Annotated in this window: 16 protein-coding genes; 6 read left to right on the top strand and 10 right to left on the bottom strand. The window is 59.7% G+C overall.

Features of this window, described 5'->3' with window-relative positions:
- The first annotated feature begins 50 nt into the window (after positions 1-50).
- Together BM400_RS00175 and BM400_RS00170 are read left to right on the top strand one after the other, a co-directional pair.
- Complete coding sequence (locus BM400_RS00175; RefSeq protein ID WP_089835506.1) at positions 51-1,001, top strand: glycosyltransferase family 2 protein; 951 nt, start codon at positions 51-53, stop codon at positions 999-1,001.
- The gene (locus tag BM400_RS00170; protein WP_089835504.1) at positions 991-2,256 is read left to right on the top strand and encodes a glycosyltransferase family 87 protein; all 1,266 of its coding nucleotides are present in this window, start codon (positions 991-993) and stop codon (positions 2,254-2,256) included. Before BM400_RS00175 ends, BM400_RS00170 begins: the two co-directional genes overlap by 11 nt.
- On the opposite strand, the gene BM400_RS00165 is transcribed toward BM400_RS00170, so the two are convergent.
- Positions 2,234-4,309, bottom strand: a complete 2,076-nt coding sequence (locus BM400_RS00165; protein WP_089835502.1) for a prolyl oligopeptidase family serine peptidase — start codon at positions 4,307-4,309, stop codon at positions 2,234-2,236. The two genes, BM400_RS00170 and BM400_RS00165, sit on opposite strands and share 23 nt — an antisense overlap.
- 43 nt (positions 4,310-4,352) lie before the next feature.
- Here BM400_RS00165 and BM400_RS00160 point away from each other — a divergent pair, with 43 nt between their 5' ends.
- Both BM400_RS00160 and msrB read left to right on the top strand, forming a co-directional pair.
- Entirely contained in the window at positions 4,353-4,742 is a 390-nt protein-coding gene (locus tag BM400_RS00160) for a RidA family protein (RefSeq protein ID WP_089835500.1), read from the top strand.
- Between the two features lie 134 nt (positions 4,743-4,876).
- Positions 4,877-5,287: a peptide-methionine (R)-S-oxide reductase MsrB gene (gene msrB / locus BM400_RS00155; RefSeq protein ID WP_089835498.1), complete on the top strand. Its 411-nt coding sequence runs from the start codon at positions 4,877-4,879 to the stop codon at positions 5,285-5,287.
- Between the two features lie 104 nt (positions 5,288-5,391).
- Here msrB and BM400_RS00150 read toward each other — a convergent pair whose 3' ends face one another.
- The 7 genes from BM400_RS00150 to BM400_RS00120 form a co-directional block, all read right to left on the bottom strand.
- Positions 5,392-5,943, bottom strand: a complete 552-nt coding sequence (locus BM400_RS00150) for a periplasmic heavy metal sensor (RefSeq protein ID WP_089835496.1) — start codon at positions 5,941-5,943, stop codon at positions 5,392-5,394.
- Positions 5,943-6,464 carry a hypothetical protein gene (locus tag BM400_RS00145; RefSeq protein ID WP_089835494.1) on the bottom strand — a complete coding sequence of 174 codons (522 nt, stop codon included), beginning with the start codon at positions 6,462-6,464 and terminating at the stop codon, positions 5,943-5,945. Before BM400_RS00145 ends, BM400_RS00150 begins: the two co-directional genes overlap by 1 nt.
- Positions 6,461-7,081, bottom strand: coding sequence for an RNA polymerase sigma factor (locus BM400_RS00140; RefSeq protein WP_089835493.1), 621 nt, complete (start codon positions 7,079-7,081; stop codon positions 6,461-6,463). The genes BM400_RS00145 and BM400_RS00140 overlap by 4 nt, the downstream gene beginning before the upstream one ends.
- Positions 7,078-7,659 (bottom strand): porin family protein, encoded by a 582-nt coding sequence (locus tag BM400_RS00135; RefSeq protein WP_141223753.1) that lies wholly within the window; start codon positions 7,657-7,659, stop codon positions 7,078-7,080. Before BM400_RS00135 ends, BM400_RS00140 begins: the two co-directional genes overlap by 4 nt.
- A gap of 358 nt (positions 7,660-8,017) precedes the next feature.
- Positions 8,018-9,382 (bottom strand): glycosyltransferase family 87 protein, encoded by a 1,365-nt coding sequence (locus BM400_RS00130; protein WP_141223752.1) that lies wholly within the window; start codon positions 9,380-9,382, stop codon positions 8,018-8,020.
- Between the two features lie 53 nt (positions 9,383-9,435).
- Entirely contained in the window at positions 9,436-10,263 is an 828-nt protein-coding gene (locus tag BM400_RS00125) for an NAD-dependent epimerase/dehydratase family protein (RefSeq protein WP_089835487.1), read from the bottom strand.
- A 15-nt stretch (positions 10,264-10,278) separates the two neighbouring features.
- On the bottom strand, positions 10,279-11,862 hold the full coding sequence (locus tag BM400_RS00120; protein WP_089835485.1) for a GMC oxidoreductase: 1,584 nt from the start codon (positions 11,860-11,862) through the stop codon (positions 10,279-10,281).
- Positions 11,863-11,913: 51 nt separating this feature from the next.
- Between BM400_RS00120 and BM400_RS00115 the strand changes: the two genes are divergently transcribed.
- Positions 11,914-12,894, top strand: coding sequence for a glycosyltransferase family 2 protein (locus BM400_RS00115; RefSeq protein ID WP_089835483.1), 981 nt, complete (start codon positions 11,914-11,916; stop codon positions 12,892-12,894).
- 90 nt (positions 12,895-12,984) lie between these two features.
- Here BM400_RS00115 and BM400_RS00110 read toward each other — a convergent pair whose 3' ends face one another.
- Positions 12,985-13,737 carry an SDR family oxidoreductase gene (locus BM400_RS00110; RefSeq protein WP_089835481.1) on the bottom strand — a complete coding sequence of 251 codons (753 nt, stop codon included), beginning with the start codon at positions 13,735-13,737 and terminating at the stop codon, positions 12,985-12,987.
- 132 nt (positions 13,738-13,869) lie between these two features.
- Between BM400_RS00110 and BM400_RS00105 the strand changes: the two genes are divergently transcribed.
- A complete protein-coding gene (locus tag BM400_RS00105) occupies positions 13,870-14,502 on the top strand; it encodes a TetR/AcrR family transcriptional regulator (protein WP_217644052.1) in 633 nt (210 codons plus the stop codon).
- A 45-nt stretch (positions 14,503-14,547) separates the two neighbouring features.
- Here BM400_RS00105 and BM400_RS00100 read toward each other — a convergent pair whose 3' ends face one another.
- Positions 14,548-16,971, bottom strand: coding sequence for an ABC transporter permease (locus tag BM400_RS00100; protein WP_089835479.1), 2,424 nt, complete (start codon positions 16,969-16,971; stop codon positions 14,548-14,550).
- Positions 16,972-16,978: the final 7 nt, after the last annotated feature.

Raw genomic sequence — 16,978 nt, 5'->3', positions numbered from 1 at the left:
CACGACGCTCGCTGTGCAGAGATTCCACTCCGCTGAGGCCCGCAGAACCCATGGCTAACGGCAAGCCCCTTGTTTCCCTCATCATTCCTGTCTATAACGAGGAGGACAATCTCCTTCCCTTGTATGAGACGGTCACCCCTATCCTCGCAACTCTGTCTGATCGCTTCGATTTTGAGTTCGTCTTCACGGACAACCATAGTACCGATAAGACCCCTGACATGCTGCGACTATTGGCTCGCGCGGACTCCAGGATCCGCGCCTATCGATTTTCTCGCAACGTTGGCTATCAGCGTTCCATCCTGACGGCTTATCTCAAATGCACGGGTGACGCGGCCATTCAGCTGGATTGTGATCTCCAGGACCCTCCTTCGTTGATTCCGGTCTTTCTCGATCATTGGCTCGAGGGCAACGATGTCGTGTACGGCATTCGCAAGAGCCGTGTGGAGGGCTGGAAGTGGCGTGCTGCACGCAGGGTCTTCTACTGGATCGTGGACTTTCTTTCGGAGGATCACATCCCCCAGAATGCAGGGGATTTTCGGCTCATCAGCAGACGCGTGATTCAAGAGCTTGGTACCATGGACCATGGCACGACACCCTATCTGCGAGGAACGATCGCGACACTTGGTTTCAAGCAGCTTGGCGTGGACTACGCACGCGCAGCAAGAACGATCGGCGAAACCAAGTTCAGCGTCTACGACAATGTGATGCTCGCTCTGGACGGCATCATCAATCAGTCCGTCGTTCCCTTGCGTGTCGGAACGTACATCGGCGTCACGGTATCGCTTGTTACGGTTCTGGCCATCATCGGCTACCTGATCGCCTACTTCACGGTGGGCTTCCGTGCGCCGGCCGGCTTCACGACGATTACAACCCTCATCCTCGGCTCCCTCAGCATCAACGCCATGCTCCTTGGAATTCTTGGGGAGTACCTCGGACGCATGTATCTCCAGATGAAGCACAGGTCTATCTCCATTGTGGAGCGCGAACTGCATGTCGATTGAACCGCTGCGGATACGCATCCTGAACGAATACCCACGACCATTGAGGATCTTCGCCGCAGTTGCGTCCTCCTTGCTGCTGCTTGCACTCACCGTGGAATTCATCAGCAAGTTTATCTTGCGCTGGGGCCGTCCCTACAGCAGTCCGCTGCTCTACGAATATTTTCCCGACATTGTCAGTCTGCGACCTCGCTTCACGCACTTTCATACCCTCGCCTTCTTCACTGACCTCAAAGATCCTCTTTGTATGTATCCAGCACCCATTGCGGTGCTTTACCGCTTTTTCTTTCTCTTTCGGCCCTATGACCTTGTCATCTTCCTGACCTTCATCCTGGTCTCGTTTCTTATTGCGGCGGTCCTCTTCGGTCGAGCCCTTATCGCCCGTGGGCTGAGTCGAAAAGCCACGATCATGCTTCTCTCTGCCGCGTATGTGACCTCCTATCCGCTTTGGTTTGAGATCAAGCAGGCCAACATGGAGATATGTGTATGGCTTGTTGTTTCCCTGGGCGTGTGGGCCTTCTTCGAAGATCTCAGCTACATTGCGGCCATCTGTTTCGGTATTGCTGGCGGTATGAAGATCTTTCCCTTCGTCTTTCTTGGACTTTTGCTAGCACGGCGCCAATACCGTGCGTTCACCGTTGGCTTTGTCGTCGCCGCCCTCATTCAGCCCCCATCCTTGTGGCTCGTGTACCCACACGTGGCGGAATCACTGCGGCTCAACAACCAGGCAATTGCCAAGTTTCGCTCCATCGAAATGCTGCAAATTCATCCGGAAACCGGATCTGACCATTCAATCTTCGGCATCATTAAAACGTTGCTCTATCGTCACCTGCAATCAGCCGGACTCGATCCGATCCTCACGGCATATCTCCCCCTCGCGGCCCTTGCCGGCTTCATTCTCTACTTCGTTCGCATCCGTAAACTCCCAGTGCTCAACCAGGTATTGAGTCTCTGTATTGCCTCCATCCTTCTGCCGCCCACCTCGTTTGACTACACGCTCATCCATCTCTACGTGCCTTGGGCGCTCCTGGTGATCTTCGCCCTGATTGCGAAGCAGTCAGGACGCGAGTACAAGGGGCTCGTCGAGGCATTCGTCTGCTTCGCTATCCTTTTCGTACCTGAGACCGAATTCATCTATCGCCATCAGTCGCACGGCGGCCAGATCAAGGCGCTTGTCCTGATCGCTCTCTTCTTCATCGCGCTCAAGTATCCGTTCCCGGTGGAGGAGTGGGACGCTAAGCTCGCGTCTCAAGCCTGAACTCCATCCTCAACGCTCGCACCAGAAACGCATATTCATCCGCAATCATCTCCACGCGCTTCCCAAGCGGCATCCCCGCCCCATGTCCTGCGCGCACCTCGACGCGGATCAGCGCCGGATTCGGCCCACCTGCCGCCTGCATCGTCGCCGCGAACTTGAAGCTGTGCGCCGGAAACACGCGATCGTCGTGATCCGCCGTTGTAATTAGCATCGTCGGATACGCAACACCGGCGTTCACATTGTGCAGCGGCGAATACTTCACGATCGCCCTGAACTCGTCCTCGTTCTCCGACGGTGAGCCATAGTCCGCCTTCCACGCCCACCCAATCGTGAACCTGTCGAACCGCAGCATATCCATCACGCCCACCTGCGCGATCGCTGCACCAAACAGATCCGGCCTCTGCAACGCGCACGCCGCCACCAGGAGCCCTCCGTTTGACCCACCCTGGATCGCCAGCTTCGGAGAACTCGTATACCCGCTCGCGATCAAATACTCCGCACACGCAATAAAGTCGTCGAAGACGTTCTGCTTCTTCGCCTTCATCCCGCCCTCATGCCACGCCTCGCCGTACTCTCCGCCGCCGCGCAATCCAGCCTGCGCGTACACGCCGCCCATCTCCATCCACAGCACGTAGGTCGGGGAGAACGCCGGCTGCAGCGTCACGTTGAAGCCCCCATACCCGTACAGCAGCGTGGGGTTCGTGCCGTCGAGCGCCATGCCCTTCCGATGCGTCAGAAATAGCGGCACCCGCGTCCCATCCTTGCTCTCGACAAACACCTGGCTCGTCGCAAACGCCGCCGGATCGTATGCCAGCTTCGGTTGCCGGTAGATCCTGCTCCCAAGGGTGGTCAAGTCCAGCCGATACACCGTCGCCGGCGTATTGAAGTTGGTAAACGTATAGAAGGTCTCGGTATCGGTACGTTCGCCGCCGAACCCACCGGCCGTCCCGATCGCCGGCAACGCCAGCGTGCCCGCATGCGTCCCGTCCATCCGGTGCAGTTCCACATGACTCTGCGCATCCGCAAGATACTGCGCGATAAAGAGATGGTTGACCAGCGAAACCGTATCCAGCGGATTCTCCGTCTCCGCAATCAAGGTCTGCCATCGCTCCCGCGCCGGATCGGCCAGATCGATCGCGATCACCTTCCCCTTCGGCGCGTCCAGCGTCGTCCGAAAGAAGAAGACCGTCCCCACATTGTCGATCGGATCGAAGACTGCCTCCTCCGTCGTAATCAGCGGATGCACCTCCTTCGTCGCAAGGTCCATCAGCGTGATCTGGTTATTCGGACTCGTCCCCCGACTCTGTGCAATCAGCAGATAGCGCCCGTCGTCGGTCACCTCCGCATGCAGGTTCAGCTCCTTGTCGTCGGGCCGGTCGAAGACCAGCACATCCTCCGTCTGCGGCGTACCCAGCGCGTGAAAAAAGACCTTGTGGAAGTAGTTCGCGGTCTTTAGCGTCGTCTCGGTCGGCTCACCATAGCCCGAGTAAAAGAACCCCGAGTTGTCCTTCACCCAGGCCGCCGAGCTGAACTTCGACCAGGCCACGACATCCGGCAGATCCTGCCCCGTCGTCACATCCCGCACCCGCCACGTAATCCAGTCCGATCCAGCCTCGGCCAGCGAGTAGGCCGTCAGGCTGCCGTCGTCGGTCGTCCTGCGACCCGAAAGTGCCACCGTCCCATCGGCCGAAAGCGTATTCGGATCGATCAGCACCTGCGGCTCCCCGTCCAGGCCCTCCTGCCAGAACACCACCGGATGGTTCTGCAGCCCTGTATTGTGCGTATAAAAGAACCGCGTCCCACGCCGCGAAGGCGCCGTAAACCGCTCGTAATTGATCAACTCCATCAGTCGCGTTCGCAGCGCATTGCGTTCGGAAACCTCGCTCAGCCAGCCCTGCGTCAGGGCATTCTCGGCCTTCACCCAGGCGGCGACTTCGGGCGCATCCAAATCCTCCATCCACCGGTACGGATCGGCGATCGGTGTGCCGAAGTAGATGTCTGTCTGATCGACCGTGCGTGCCTGCGGATAGGGAAGGGGAGTGCTTTCAGCCATCCGCTGATTGTACAAACTCACGGACCCGGGCGAGAATGAGCCTATGTCGAACAAGACCGCAATCGCCACCCCCGACGCCCCAGCCGCCATCGGCCCCTACTCGCAGGCCATCCGCATCGGCGACCTGCTCTTCACCTCCGGTCAAATCGGACTCGACCCAAAAACGGGCGAAGTCGTCGCCGGCGGCATCGAAGAGCAGACCGTACGAGTCCTCGAAAACCTCAAGGCCGTCCTCGCCGAAGCGGGACTCGGCCTCGAGAACGTCATCAAAACCACCGTCTTTCTCCAGAGCATGAGCGACTTCGCCGCTATGAACGCGATCTACGCCACCTACCTCGCTCCCGAGGGTGTCGTCCCCCCGGCCCGTTCCACCGTCGCCGTCGCCGGCCTGCCAAAAGGTGTGCTGGTCGAGATCGAGTGCATCGCCAAGTAAAGAAAGCTCTTTGCAACAAGAAGCTTCCTCTCTCGCCGTTGCTCTGTCTTCCAGGTGGCTCTACTCGGCTCCTGGCGTGGCTCCTGAGAACCGGAATGTAACGTCCCGCATCCAATACCAAGGAGAGATTCCCAATGCCTGAGACGATCAAGAAAGTCGAAAAGACGGACGCGGAGTGGCGCGAGATCCTCACCCCCGACCAGTACTACATCCTGCGCGAGAAGGGCACCGAGCGCGCCTTCACCGGAGCCCTCGTCAACAACCACGACGACGGCATCTACCGCTGCGGAGCCTGCGGTGCTGAGCTCTTCCCCTCTGGAACGAAGTTCGAGTCCGGCAGCGGCTGGCCCAGCTTCTGGGATCCCATCAACCCCGGAGCGATCACCCTCCACGAGGACAAGAGCTACGGGATGCGCCGCGTCGAAGCCACCTGTACCGCCTGCGGTGGCCACCTCGGTCACGTCTTCCCCGACGGCCCCGCTCCCACCGGCCAGCGCTATTGCATCAACAGCGCCTCGCTGGCGTTTGAAAAGAAGGCCGAATAAGCCAAAGCAAGGCGTAACGAGAGTCAGAACGAAGGCGGGATAAGTCCAAGCATTTGCTTGCACTTACCCCGCCTTTCTTTTGCCTTGAATCCCTAATCCCTGCCTTACTCCAGCACCCGACGGTCATCCAGCCGCGCAATCTGGTCGTCCGTCATCTCTTTGCGGATCGCGAGCTCCATATGCGCGTACGCCTTTTCGACCTCGCCCTTGGCCTGCGTCACCCGGTCGATCTGCTGGAAGATCTGCGTCTCGTCCGGGTTTTTACCCTTCGTTAGCTTCTCCAGTTGCGATTCCTCGTGCTGCAGCGTCTTGTACAGCTTCACCAGCGTCGGTTTGCTCGCATTGAAGGCGTCGTCCATCCGGTGCTGCTGCCCTGTATCCAGACCCAGCGACCGCGCAAACTGCTTGTCATCCCACCAGCGACCCGGAGGCCCCAGCTGCAGCCCGCCCCTCATCGTGCTGCCGATATCCCCGCGGCTCGAAGGAGGCGGTACCGACCGCAGATTCTGCGATAGCGGAATATTTCCCCCTCCGCCAAACGGTCCCCTCCCCATGCCCCCGCCGCCGCCATGCCCGCCCTGCGCGGCAGCCAGCGACGCGCTCGCGACCATCGCTGCCGCCAGCGTCAGGCATCGAAAACGAAGGTGGCCAAACATTAGTTCTGCACCTCATTCACGGAATTCCGAGGGCTGCCGGCCATCCGCACGCTCGCATGGCGAAACGACTGCAGCGGAGCCGGAACGGTTGTTCTCATCTCGGAGTTGATCGCCTCCAGCAGATCGTTATCCGCGGCGATCTCCTGCTCATTGCTCACGGCGGAGGACTGCTCCACCGGAGCCTGCACCACATCCACGCCCGCAGGACCACGATGCAGCCCAACCGTCAGCACGCACGCCATGGCCGCCATCGTCGCCACGCCTACCGACCAACGCATCGGCTGGCTCGCGTTCGAGAGTTGTGCCGCAGAAAGATCCCGCGACACCGTATTCGACTTCGCCTGAGCCCAGGCCATCGTCCCCGTATTGAAGGTGGTCATCGAAGACTGAAACGCCAGAATCTGCGCGCCGCACGCCTCGCATTCGGCTGCATGCAGCAAAGCGTCGTCGCTTGCGCAGCCGATCAGCACATCGTCCAGATCTTCTTCCGTAAGATGACCAAATTGCAAGGTATTCGTCATGGCTTGGCTCCCAGTTGAGTCCGCACCGCCTTCAGAGCGCGGTGCAGATGAGTCTTGACCGTATTCACCGGCATGTTCATGGCCTTCGAAATCTCCTCCAAATTCATGTCATCGGAGAACTTCATCAGGAAAGCCGTGCGTTGATTCATGGACAGCGTCTCGAGAATGCCCGACAGCCGCCCGACCTGCTCCCGCGCGATCAAACGCTTGTCCGCGCTCGTCTCATCGGTCGCCACAAACGACGCGACGTCGCTCACATCCACCGCCGTCGCCTTCGCCTGCTTCCAGAACTTGAACTTCTGCGTCCTCTGGTGATCCCGCACCAGGTTCAGCGCAATGCTCGTTAGCCACGTGTTCAAGCTGCACTCGGCGCGAAAGCTCGCCCGGGCGTTCCATGCCTTCAACAGGCAGTCCTGCGTCAGCGTCTCCGCCAAATCGGGATCGCCCGTAGAAAACGTCACAAAGCGCAGGATCCGCGCCCGGTAGTTCTTCACCAGCACGTCGATGTCCTGCAACTCGAGAACTCCCTGGCTCCGGATGGCTGTCGTGGCCTGATCGCCAGCGGTTCCTTCCGGAGCAGGGATGCCGTACGCGGGGATGGTGTGGGTAATATTCATCGGCCGTACCGGTCGCCTCCATGAAAGTGGTATGCCACGCCGAACGAGAAGACCACCGGCATAATCGCCTTCGGGGGAAACGCTCCCCAACGCTGGTATTCGATGTCGGCCACACGCACATTCATACCCGGCAGGACCTTGATATCCAGTCCGCCACCTGCTGTATAGATGTTGTACGCCAGATTCGCCACCGCTACCTCCTGCACGCTGCCCGATCCGTTCGACGCATACCCGGGAAAGTTGAAGACCCCGCGTCCATACATACCCTTGACATACGGGACGAAACGATCGCGAATCGGATAGCTGAATCGCGGCCCGATCTCGTACGTCCGTTCATACAGAATCGGATCGATCCCGGAAAGCTGGTGAAAATCGATCTCGATCCCAAGGTGATACCGCAAATCTAGGTCCCCATACAAACCGTAACCGTTTAGATTCACCGATCCATAGTCTGGGTTGGCATAGGAGTACGACCCTCCAAGCTGCAAATCGGCAAGACGCGTTGCGGTTGGCGACGCCTGCCCCAGGCCCATCCTGCAACCGGCGGCAAGCACAAACAAAGCGAAAAATCTCTTCACAGCGGTCTCCTCCTGGCTCCACATGGAACCGGGACTTCGCAATCTGCCAACATCCAAAATACAGCGTGCCGTATTGCATCAATGTACCGTCTGCCACCGAAACAGTGTAGACAGAAATCCTTACGATACGGGTCCGGAGCCTGTACTTCGGATACGACAGATGCGGCTCAACGCTCGCGCTCTGGGGTACACCCAAGCAGACGCGGTGTTTAGCTCCGAAGGTTACGTAAAGCCCCGGTATCTTTCCTTATCGGCCGTTTTTGAACCCGGATCGCCCCGGTTGCCGTGATTTTTAGCGAAGATTCGCCTTGCTTCCCAAAAATCGCGATCCTTCCATCGGGCGGACCCGGCGTCACTCTCACGCCTCAGGCGCCGCCCCGCTCGCCAGGGAGAGCTGTTGCGGAATCCTGTAAAGCGCGACCAGGAAGAAGACCGTCAGAGCCAGCAATGACATCGCAAGCGGCCGCTCCGCCAGGCCCATGAACGCATTGCCGCCTGAAGCAGCTCCAAACAACCTCCGGAGCACAGGCACCACGTACTTGAAATAGTTCGGCGAGATGGCCAGGGCGAGCATGAGACTCAGGCAGGCACCCACAACACCCCATCGCGGTGCTTTCTTGAGCATGAGAGCGATCGCCGGGAAGGCGGCCAGAAGAATCGTCGAGTCGTACACCCGGTGGTAGATGGGCAGAAGGCTGAAGGTGACAATAGCGGCGAGGCAAAGCAAGTCCTTCTCCCGGTTCGGAGCCAAACGCAGCGCCGGATACAGCCAAGCCCCCAGAAGCACCAGGCTGAAGCCCCAGACCACCGGGTTGTAGAACGCAGGATCGTTGCGAAAGATGCTGACGATCGTCTGCAGATCGGCGATCTGGCTCGGCTCGCCGTTGCCGGTCGGCCCTGGATCGCTCAAATGACCGCGTGACGCCACGCCCTTGACGTTGATGCTGTAATCCTGTGTCCAGTGCCGTGTTCCATCGTGGTTGGCCGCCCACACCACGGCGGGAACGCAAAGCAGAATCGTCACGCCCACGACCTGAAGGGCCCGCTTGCGAGAGACAGGGGACGCCAGCAGGAAGTACAGCAGCGCGAAGGCCCCGAGATGCGGCTTGAGAGCGAGCGAAAGGGCATAGCAGAGGATTCCTGCCGGAACGAACCGCCCCTGCAACAGCGACCAGATCCCCAGGCAGCACAGCGCGGCGATCAGGTAGGTCGGCTGCAAGAGAAAGACCCCGTAGATATGCATCGCGAGGAAGCACGCCAGGCACAAGTTCGCCGCAAGAGGCGAGTAGTCCGAACAAAGCCCGGCGAACAACAGAGCTGTCAGCCCGTAAAGCGTCAGGGACAGCACCATCCATACATGCCACGAGAGCTGCCATGGAAGAGCTGCCAGCGGCATGAAGTAGAACAATGAGGTCGGAGGATAGCCGGCATAGTACGGCGCGAACACGCCCTTGTGCGCCAGATCGTTCGCTTCCGCTTCAGCCTGGGTCCCGCCATGTGCGAGGAACGCGGCCCGGGTCTCGTCGCCGTGATAGGGATTGCATCCATCCAGAAGGCATCGGCTGCTGCTGTAGATCGAAAGATAGTCCATGCCGAAGTGCGGGAATTGACGGATGTGCGAGGTCAGAAAAAGACAGACGAGCCATCCCGCGATCACGATCGCAAAACCCGTGATGCGCTTTATCGGAGCGCTCGCGGAACCGGAGACAGAATGAGAGACCATGAGGAACTCCAAGTCGGAAGAGCGCTGCTTCGAGTGCAACAGCAAGAATCCGATCAGCTAAAGCTACGGACAGGGATATCGTCGGAAAAGGCTGGTTTGGGGTTGGAGTAGACCATGCTGAGCAGGCTGTCGGAGCGAAAGCTCAGCTTCAGCCCTATCTTCTCGGCGCTCTTCAAGGCGAAGTAGACAAAACGCCACGGCACACTGACCAGCTTCACCTGTTTGCCTTCCTCACTCGCGATACGAAGCACCAGGTCGCGCAGCATCCATGGCTTCGGATGCGCCACCGTCAGCACTCTTCCTGAAAAGCGGTCGTCTTCGAGGGCACGCAGCACCGCTGCGGCAAGATCTTCTTCGTGAACCAGAAACTGCGTATACAGGCCGCTGCCTACCATCGGCACCACCCCTCCGCCGCTCACCTGCTTCCGCAGCGACCCAAACATGCCGCCCGCTCTCTCTCCCCACACGAGCCCCGGACGAATCACCGTCCCACCCGCATCGATGACGATCTTCTCCGCGGCCAGCTTGGTCTTTCCGTAGTTGGAGCGAGCCTCTTCAAAGCAGGATATCGTCGAAATGAAGACGATCCGTTCGACGCCCGCTGCCTTTGCCTCGGCAATCAGACTGCGTGTGCCCTCCACGTTTGTCTCCCAGCTCAGCATAGCGTCGGTCTGCGTCATGTCCCATGCGCTATGGACCAGCGCTGTCACACCATGGCTGCGTAGAGCCTCACCCACGCCGTTGTCGCCCATCTGCCACACGATGCCCTCGGATCCGGCCTTCCGGCCCATCGGAACCACGGCGAAGTGGCTCGCCAGCAACGCTGCAATATGGGAACCGACATAACCGTTCGCCCCCGTTACAGCACACACTCCATTCATCTCAGCCTCCTGGGCTTATGCACCGGCGTGTGTGCCGATCCGGTGTGCGTTCGCCATCACAGTGTAGGTGATGGTGGTTCCCGCGATGGAAGGCAGTACGCTCGAATCCACAACGTGAACCCTCTTCAGCCCAGCGGGCCTTCCCAGCAGATCGCTCTCGAATCCCTTCGGTTCATGCGCCATGGGGAACGTTCCTCCGGTGTGGAATCCGCGGCCAGGCTCACCGCGTTCCATCATGGGCCCAACCGGTATCATGCCCGTCAACCCGCGAATCGCGCTCAGCTTCTTGAGCAACGTCTTCACCAAGCTCGTGGTCTCTGGCCGCTCCTCGGCGATCAGACGCAGACGATCCGACTCGCCATCGCGCTCGAGGATACCCGTAAAACCGGGTGAGTCCGAGGAGTGCATAAAAGCCTGCACAATCGTAAGCCGCGACAGAACCGCCTTCCACGGAAAGAGCCTGGCCAGAGGGCCCAGCATGCCCAGCATCGTGTGGATCGGTTGTTCGAATAAGTCGCTATAGGTATAGATCTGGAGATGAGTGGAGTAGCGACTTACGCGGTCGTCCATAATCTCCAGGAATATCTGTGACATCGTCTGTAAGTGGCCGCGCTCAAACCCAGGCGCGCCACGCAGACTCAGCATCGGCATCATGAAGTAGTGCGAGTCACGAAAGGTGACCGGCTTATCGTAAGCTTCGATCGACCGAAGCACGATCGCCGTGGAGGCGATGACACCGGCTGCGAGAAAAGCCCGATCGCCTTGAAGAATCTGTGTCCTCCCATCCGACAACACAGCGTTCACGGAGACGCCCTCGTCCGTCTCATCCACGCGCTGGACCGTGTATCCCGGCATATAGCGAAAGTTCGGATGCTCCTTAAGCTCATCGACCGTCTGTGCCGACGAGTAAAGCAATCCATACGGACACCCGTACATGCACAGCGCACACAGTTGGCAAGGTCCCGGAGCGCCATGACCCGGCTGATTGATCGCGAGCCGCGACTGTCCGAATTTAATCCCGTGTTCCCGCAGTTCGCTGTTATGCACACTCAGGCTGTCCCAAAGCTGCTTCCCCTGCGGTCCCAGAGGCATGGGTTGCGTGGGCTTGAAGGTGGGGAAGTCCTCTTCCAGGCCGTCCACGCCCTGTGCCACGGGCATAAAGTCCAACACCGCGCGATAGTGGGGTTCAAGCTCCTTCACGGTCAACGGCCAGTCTTCGATATCGCTCTGGCGATACGGCATCACAGCCGTGCCCCATGTCGCGCTCAGTCCACCTTTACCCATGGAGTACTGCACGTACACGCCTTCACTCGTCATCGGCGTCGCACCGGGCATCTTCTTGTATGGGAAGTCAGAACCGTAGGTCAGCTTCAACAGGCCCTTCACGCCAGCCTTCGTTCCCTCGCGCATCCATAGGCTTGCTTTGCCTGGCCACTCCGCGGAAGGCAGGCTCCCAAGTTCCACCAGTTTCGCAGCCTTTTCAGGTTCAAGCGTGGAACCACCATCCAGCATCCACACGCTATATCCCCTCTCCAGTAACGCCTTGGAGACAGAAACTCCCGCCGGACCGGAGCCTACTACAATCTGTGGAAGATCCATATCGTCAATATTACACAGCGATTTGACAAAGCCGGTGTAACCTAGTCTCAAATGCCGGAGACAAACGCAAACCTCACTCCCGCCGTTACTCGCGTGGCCGATCACTCGCCTCGGATCGCCGTTTTGATCCCTTGCCACAATGAGGAAGTCGCGATTGGAAACGTCGTATCCGGCTTCGCCATCGCTCTGCCCACGGCCTCCATCTACGTGTACGACAACAACTCCACCGACAAGACCATGGCCAAGGCAAGGGCAGCCGGCGCCATCGTCGCGCAGGAGACCCTGCAGGGTAAAGGCAACGTCGTACGCCGGATGTTCTCCGATATCGATGCCGACGTCTACGTGCTCGTCGATGGCGATGACACCTACGATGCCGCCAGCGCTCAGGCCATGATTGATCTCCTCTATAGCGAGTGCGTCGACATGGTCACCGGCACCCGCGTCACAGAAATTGTCGCGGCGTATCGCCGTGGACACCGCTTCGGTAACGTGGCTCTCACGGGCATCGTACGTTTCGTCTTCGGCAGCCGGATCACCGATATGCTCTCCGGCTACCGCGTCTTCAGCCGGCGCTTCGTCAAGACCTTCCCTGCGTTGAGCTCAGGCTTTGAGACCGAGACCGAACTCACCATCCACGCACTCGAACTGCGTATGCCTCTCGCCGAGATGGAGACTCAGTATCGCGACCGCGCCGAAGGGAGTTCCTCGAAGTTGAGCACCTACAAAGACGGTGCGCGTATCCTGCTCACCATCGTCACCCTCATCAAGGAAGAGCGCCCGCTTCAGTTCTTTACCGTCATCTCGTTGGTGGTCTTCGTCACTGCGATGGTTCTCGGCTTCCCGTTGGTCCTGGAGTTCCACAGGACCCATCTCGTACCCCGTCTTCCGACCGCAATCCTGAGCGCTGCGATGGTGATGATCTCGTTCCTCAGCTTCGTGTGCGGGTTGGTCATGGACACTCTCTCCCGCGCGCGCAAGGAGATCAAGCGCCTCGCTTACCTCTCGATTCAGCCCCCACGCAGAACGATGTAAACAGTCGAAGCAAGAACAACGAAGAGTGGGATAGTTCAGGTTTTTACCTGCACGTATTCCGCTCTTCGTTGTGTTGAGTTGTACCTCCGTTTAAACCTGCGCCGCGCCGCCATCCACAAACAACTCGATCCCAGCCACAAAGCTCGAGTCCTCACAAGCCAGGAACACCGCGGCCTTTGCGATCTCGTCCGCCTCGCCCACCCTACCCATCGGCACCATTGAAGCCATCTGCGCATAAAACGCCTGACGCTCCTCCTCCGTCTGCGCCAGCCCATCCACCCCCGGCGTCGCAATCGGTCCTGGGCTCACCACGTTCACGCGGATCTTCTTGTCTTTCAGATCCTGCGTCCAGGTCCGTGCAAACGACCGCACCGCCGCCTTCGACGCCGAGTACACGCTGAACGCCGGCATACCCTTGATCGACACGATCGAAGCATTCAAAATGATCGATCCGCCCTCCGGAATCAGCGGCAGCGCGCCCTGCACCGTAAACAATAGACCCTTCACATTCGTATTGAAGATCTGGTCGAAGTGCTCCTCCGTAATCGAGCCCAACGGAGCGAACGTCCCGCCGCCGGCATTCACGAACACCACGTCCAGCCGCCCCTTCTCCTGCTTGATTTGCGCAAACAGCGCGTCCAGATCCGCGAGCTTGGAAGCATCGGCCCGAACCGCCTTCACCTGGCGTCCAATCGCCGCGACCGCCGCATCCAGCTCCGGCTGACGCCGCCCCGTAATGTAAACGAACGCCCCCTCATCGACGAAACGCTTCGCCGTAGCCAGCCCAATGCCCGAGTTGCCGCCCGTAACCAGCGCGATCTTGCCTTCCAGTTTGCCTGCCATATCGAATCTCCCTGGTGATCCTTATTTTGTACCGCACGTTTCAGATGTATCCACCACGGACAGGATGCAACATCTTTGAACAGATCGTTCCAGAAATTCATCTAATCTAGTGGAAAACAACAAGGAAGCGAGATGCCGCACGAGACCCCACAATCTGCTGCTGAGACCGCCGTCGAAATAAAGATGGGCCGTCCCCGATGCTTCTGCGAGGACGCCGCGCTGGAAAAAGCCATGCGCGTCTTCTGGGAGAAGGGGTACGAAGGTGCCACGCTCGCCGACCTCACCACGGCCATGGGCATCAATCGTTCCAGCATGTACGCCACCTTCGGCGACAAGCAATCCCTCTTCCGCCGCGCCCTCGCTCTCTACTTCGAAGGCCCGATGTCCTATATCCCCAAAGCCCTGGCGAAGCCAACTGCCCGCGAGGTCATCGACGCCCTGCTCGAAGGCTCCATGGACCTGCTCTCCGACTCTGCCAACCCCCGTGGCTGTCTTTCGGTCCAGGGCGCGTTAGCCACCGGCACTGAAGCCGCGGAGATGAAGCAGGCCATGATCGACCTCCGCCGCCAGGGCGAATCCCTCCTCGCAGAGCGCTTCCAACGCGCCCACGACGAAGGCGACCTCCCCGCCCACCTCGCCCCAGCGGATTTCGCCCGGTACATCTCCACCATCCTCACCGGCATAGGCGTCCAGGCCGCCAACGGGTCTACTCCGGCCGAACTGCAACGCATCGTGCGGATCGCCAAGCAGTCCCTCCCGCTCTAAAAGCAAGGCGCAGCCCCGCAGTCTCTCTGCTTGAAGTGCGGCTACCTACTCCGACCGTAGCGCCTGCATCGGCTGCACCGAAGCCGCCCTCCGCGCTGGCACCACACACGCGATCACCGCCGACGTCAGCAGCAGCGCTGCCACCGAAGCAAACACGGAGAGGTCCAGCTTGCCCACGCCATACAGCGTGGTCTGCATGCTGCGCCCCACAAAGTAAGCTCCCACCAGGCCAAGCCCGAGTCCAATGCCGGCCAGCGTCAGCCCCTCGCGCACGATCAGCGCAACGACACCGCTGCGCCGTGAACCCAGTGCCATGCGCAGTGCAATCTCATGCTTCCTCTGCGCCACCGAGAACGACATCACGCCGTACACGCCCAGAGCCGCCAGCAGCAGCGCCACCACCGCGAAACAGACAAACAACGTCAGCGTGAAACGATCATTCGACAGAACATTGTCGTGGATCTCGTCCATGGTCCGTGGAAAGGCGACGGCAACTTCAGGATCCACGCGATGCACGGCGGCCGCGATGGACTTCACCATCGCCGCAGGATCACCCGCCGTCCGCACGCCGATACCCGCACCCGGCCATGGAATCTGAAAGAAGGGAATCCGCATCTCGGGCCGACCGTCCTTGCTGTCGCGCGCCTTAACAGTGTGGTACACCCCAACAATCTGCCACTCCTGCGGCGGGCCCAGCTTCGTCACGCCGGGAATCAGTTCCTCCACGGAGATCCTCGTCTGCAGCGGATCGGCGTCCTTCAGATACTTCTTCACAAAGTCTTCATTGACCACCGCGACCTTAACCGAGTTAGTCGTGTCCTGATCGCTGATCGCGCGCCCCGAAGTGATCTTCACGCCGAACGTCTTGAAGAATCCAGGTGTCACCATGCCGTATTCCGTATTGGGACGTAGCGAGGGATCGTTGAAGGCAGGCTTTCCCACGATCGTGAAGGGCATCCCGAAACCCGCCCCGTACAGCGGAAGCCCAGTCGACGCCGCGGTCGCCGTCACCCCTGGCACGGAATCGATCGAGGCCAGCATCTGGTGGTAGTACGCGGTGATCTTTTCGGGGTCTTTGGGCCGCGAGTCCGGAACATTCAGAAAGAACGTCAGCACATGGTCCGTATTCATCCCCAGGTCGACCTTCAACAGGTTCAGGAACGAATGAATCGCCAGCCCTGCGCCGGAGAGCAGCGCCAGTGCCAGCGCGAACTCGCCCACCACCAGCGACTGCCGCAACCGATGGCGCCCCGCGGCCGTTCCCGTCCGGCCGCCTTCTTTCAATGCCTCACCCGGGTCGATCCGCGACGCGTACCACGCAGGCGCTGAACCGAAGAGAACCCCGGCCAGCGTCGTGGCAACCAGCGTGAAGCCAAGAATCGGCAGGTTCAGTTGCAGATCTGCCTCCGAAGGCAGCGTGCCCTTCGGCATAATCGCGATCAGCGCACGCAGCATCGCGTATCCGGCACCCACGCCAAGCAGGCCTCCCGTAAGCGCCAGCAGAAGCGACTCCGTCAGCAACTGCACAAAGATCGTGCGCCGGCTCGCACCCAGCGCGGAGCGGACCGCGAGTTCCTTCTGGCGCGCCATGCCTCGCGCCAGCAGCAGGTTCGCTACATTCACGCACGCAATCAGCAGAATGAACGCCACCGCTCCCAGCAGAAGCCATAGTGTCTGTTTCCGCTCGCTCGGCAGAAAGTCATTCTTCAACGGTTCTACAAACGAGCCCCACCCCTGGTTGCTCTTCGGATACGCCTTGGCGATATTCGCCGTCACCGCATCCATGTCCGCCTGCGCCTGCTGGATGGTCACGCCGGGTTTCAACCGCCCGATCGACAGCAACCAGTGAAAGTCATGGTTCAGTTGTTCCGGCTTGAAGACCAGCGGCACGGCAAGCTGCTCGTCAGAGCGATCGTCCAGCCCCGGTGGCAGCACGCCCACGACGGTATAGGGCTCGCCATTCAAACGCATCGCGGTGCCGAGAATCTTGCTGTCGCCCCCAAGGTGTGCCCACAGCTTATGCGTCAGGATGACGACATGGTCCTTGCCCGCCACCCCCTCCTCCGGCAGAAAGTCACGCCCCAGGAAGAACGGCCGTCCCATCATGTTGTAGTAGCCGACGGTCACCTCGCGCCCATCGATATTCTCTGGTTCTTCCTTGCTCGCAATATTGAACGATGCGCCTGTAAAAGCGCTCAGCGTCGAGAACGAGTGCGCCTGGTTCTTCCAGTCCGTATAGTCGCCGGCCGAAATCCCGTTATGGTACGTCTTGATCTTCGACCAGACCACCACCAACTGCTCCGGCTGCGGATACGGCATCGGTGCCAGCAGCGTAGCGTAGTCCACGGTAAAGATCGCCGTATTCGCGCCAATCCCAAGCGCGAGGGTCAGCAGCACCGTCAACGTTAACCCGGGGCTCTTCCAAAGCATGCGCACACTGTAGCGGAGATTCCGGAGAAGACTCGACATCGGAACA

The organism is Granulicella pectinivorans (assembly GCF_900114625.1).
Lineage (GTDB): Bacteria > Acidobacteriota > Terriglobia > Terriglobales > Acidobacteriaceae > Edaphobacter > Edaphobacter pectinivorans.
Note: the sequence above shows the minus strand (reverse complement) of the source record. Positions and strands in the feature narration are given on the sequence as shown.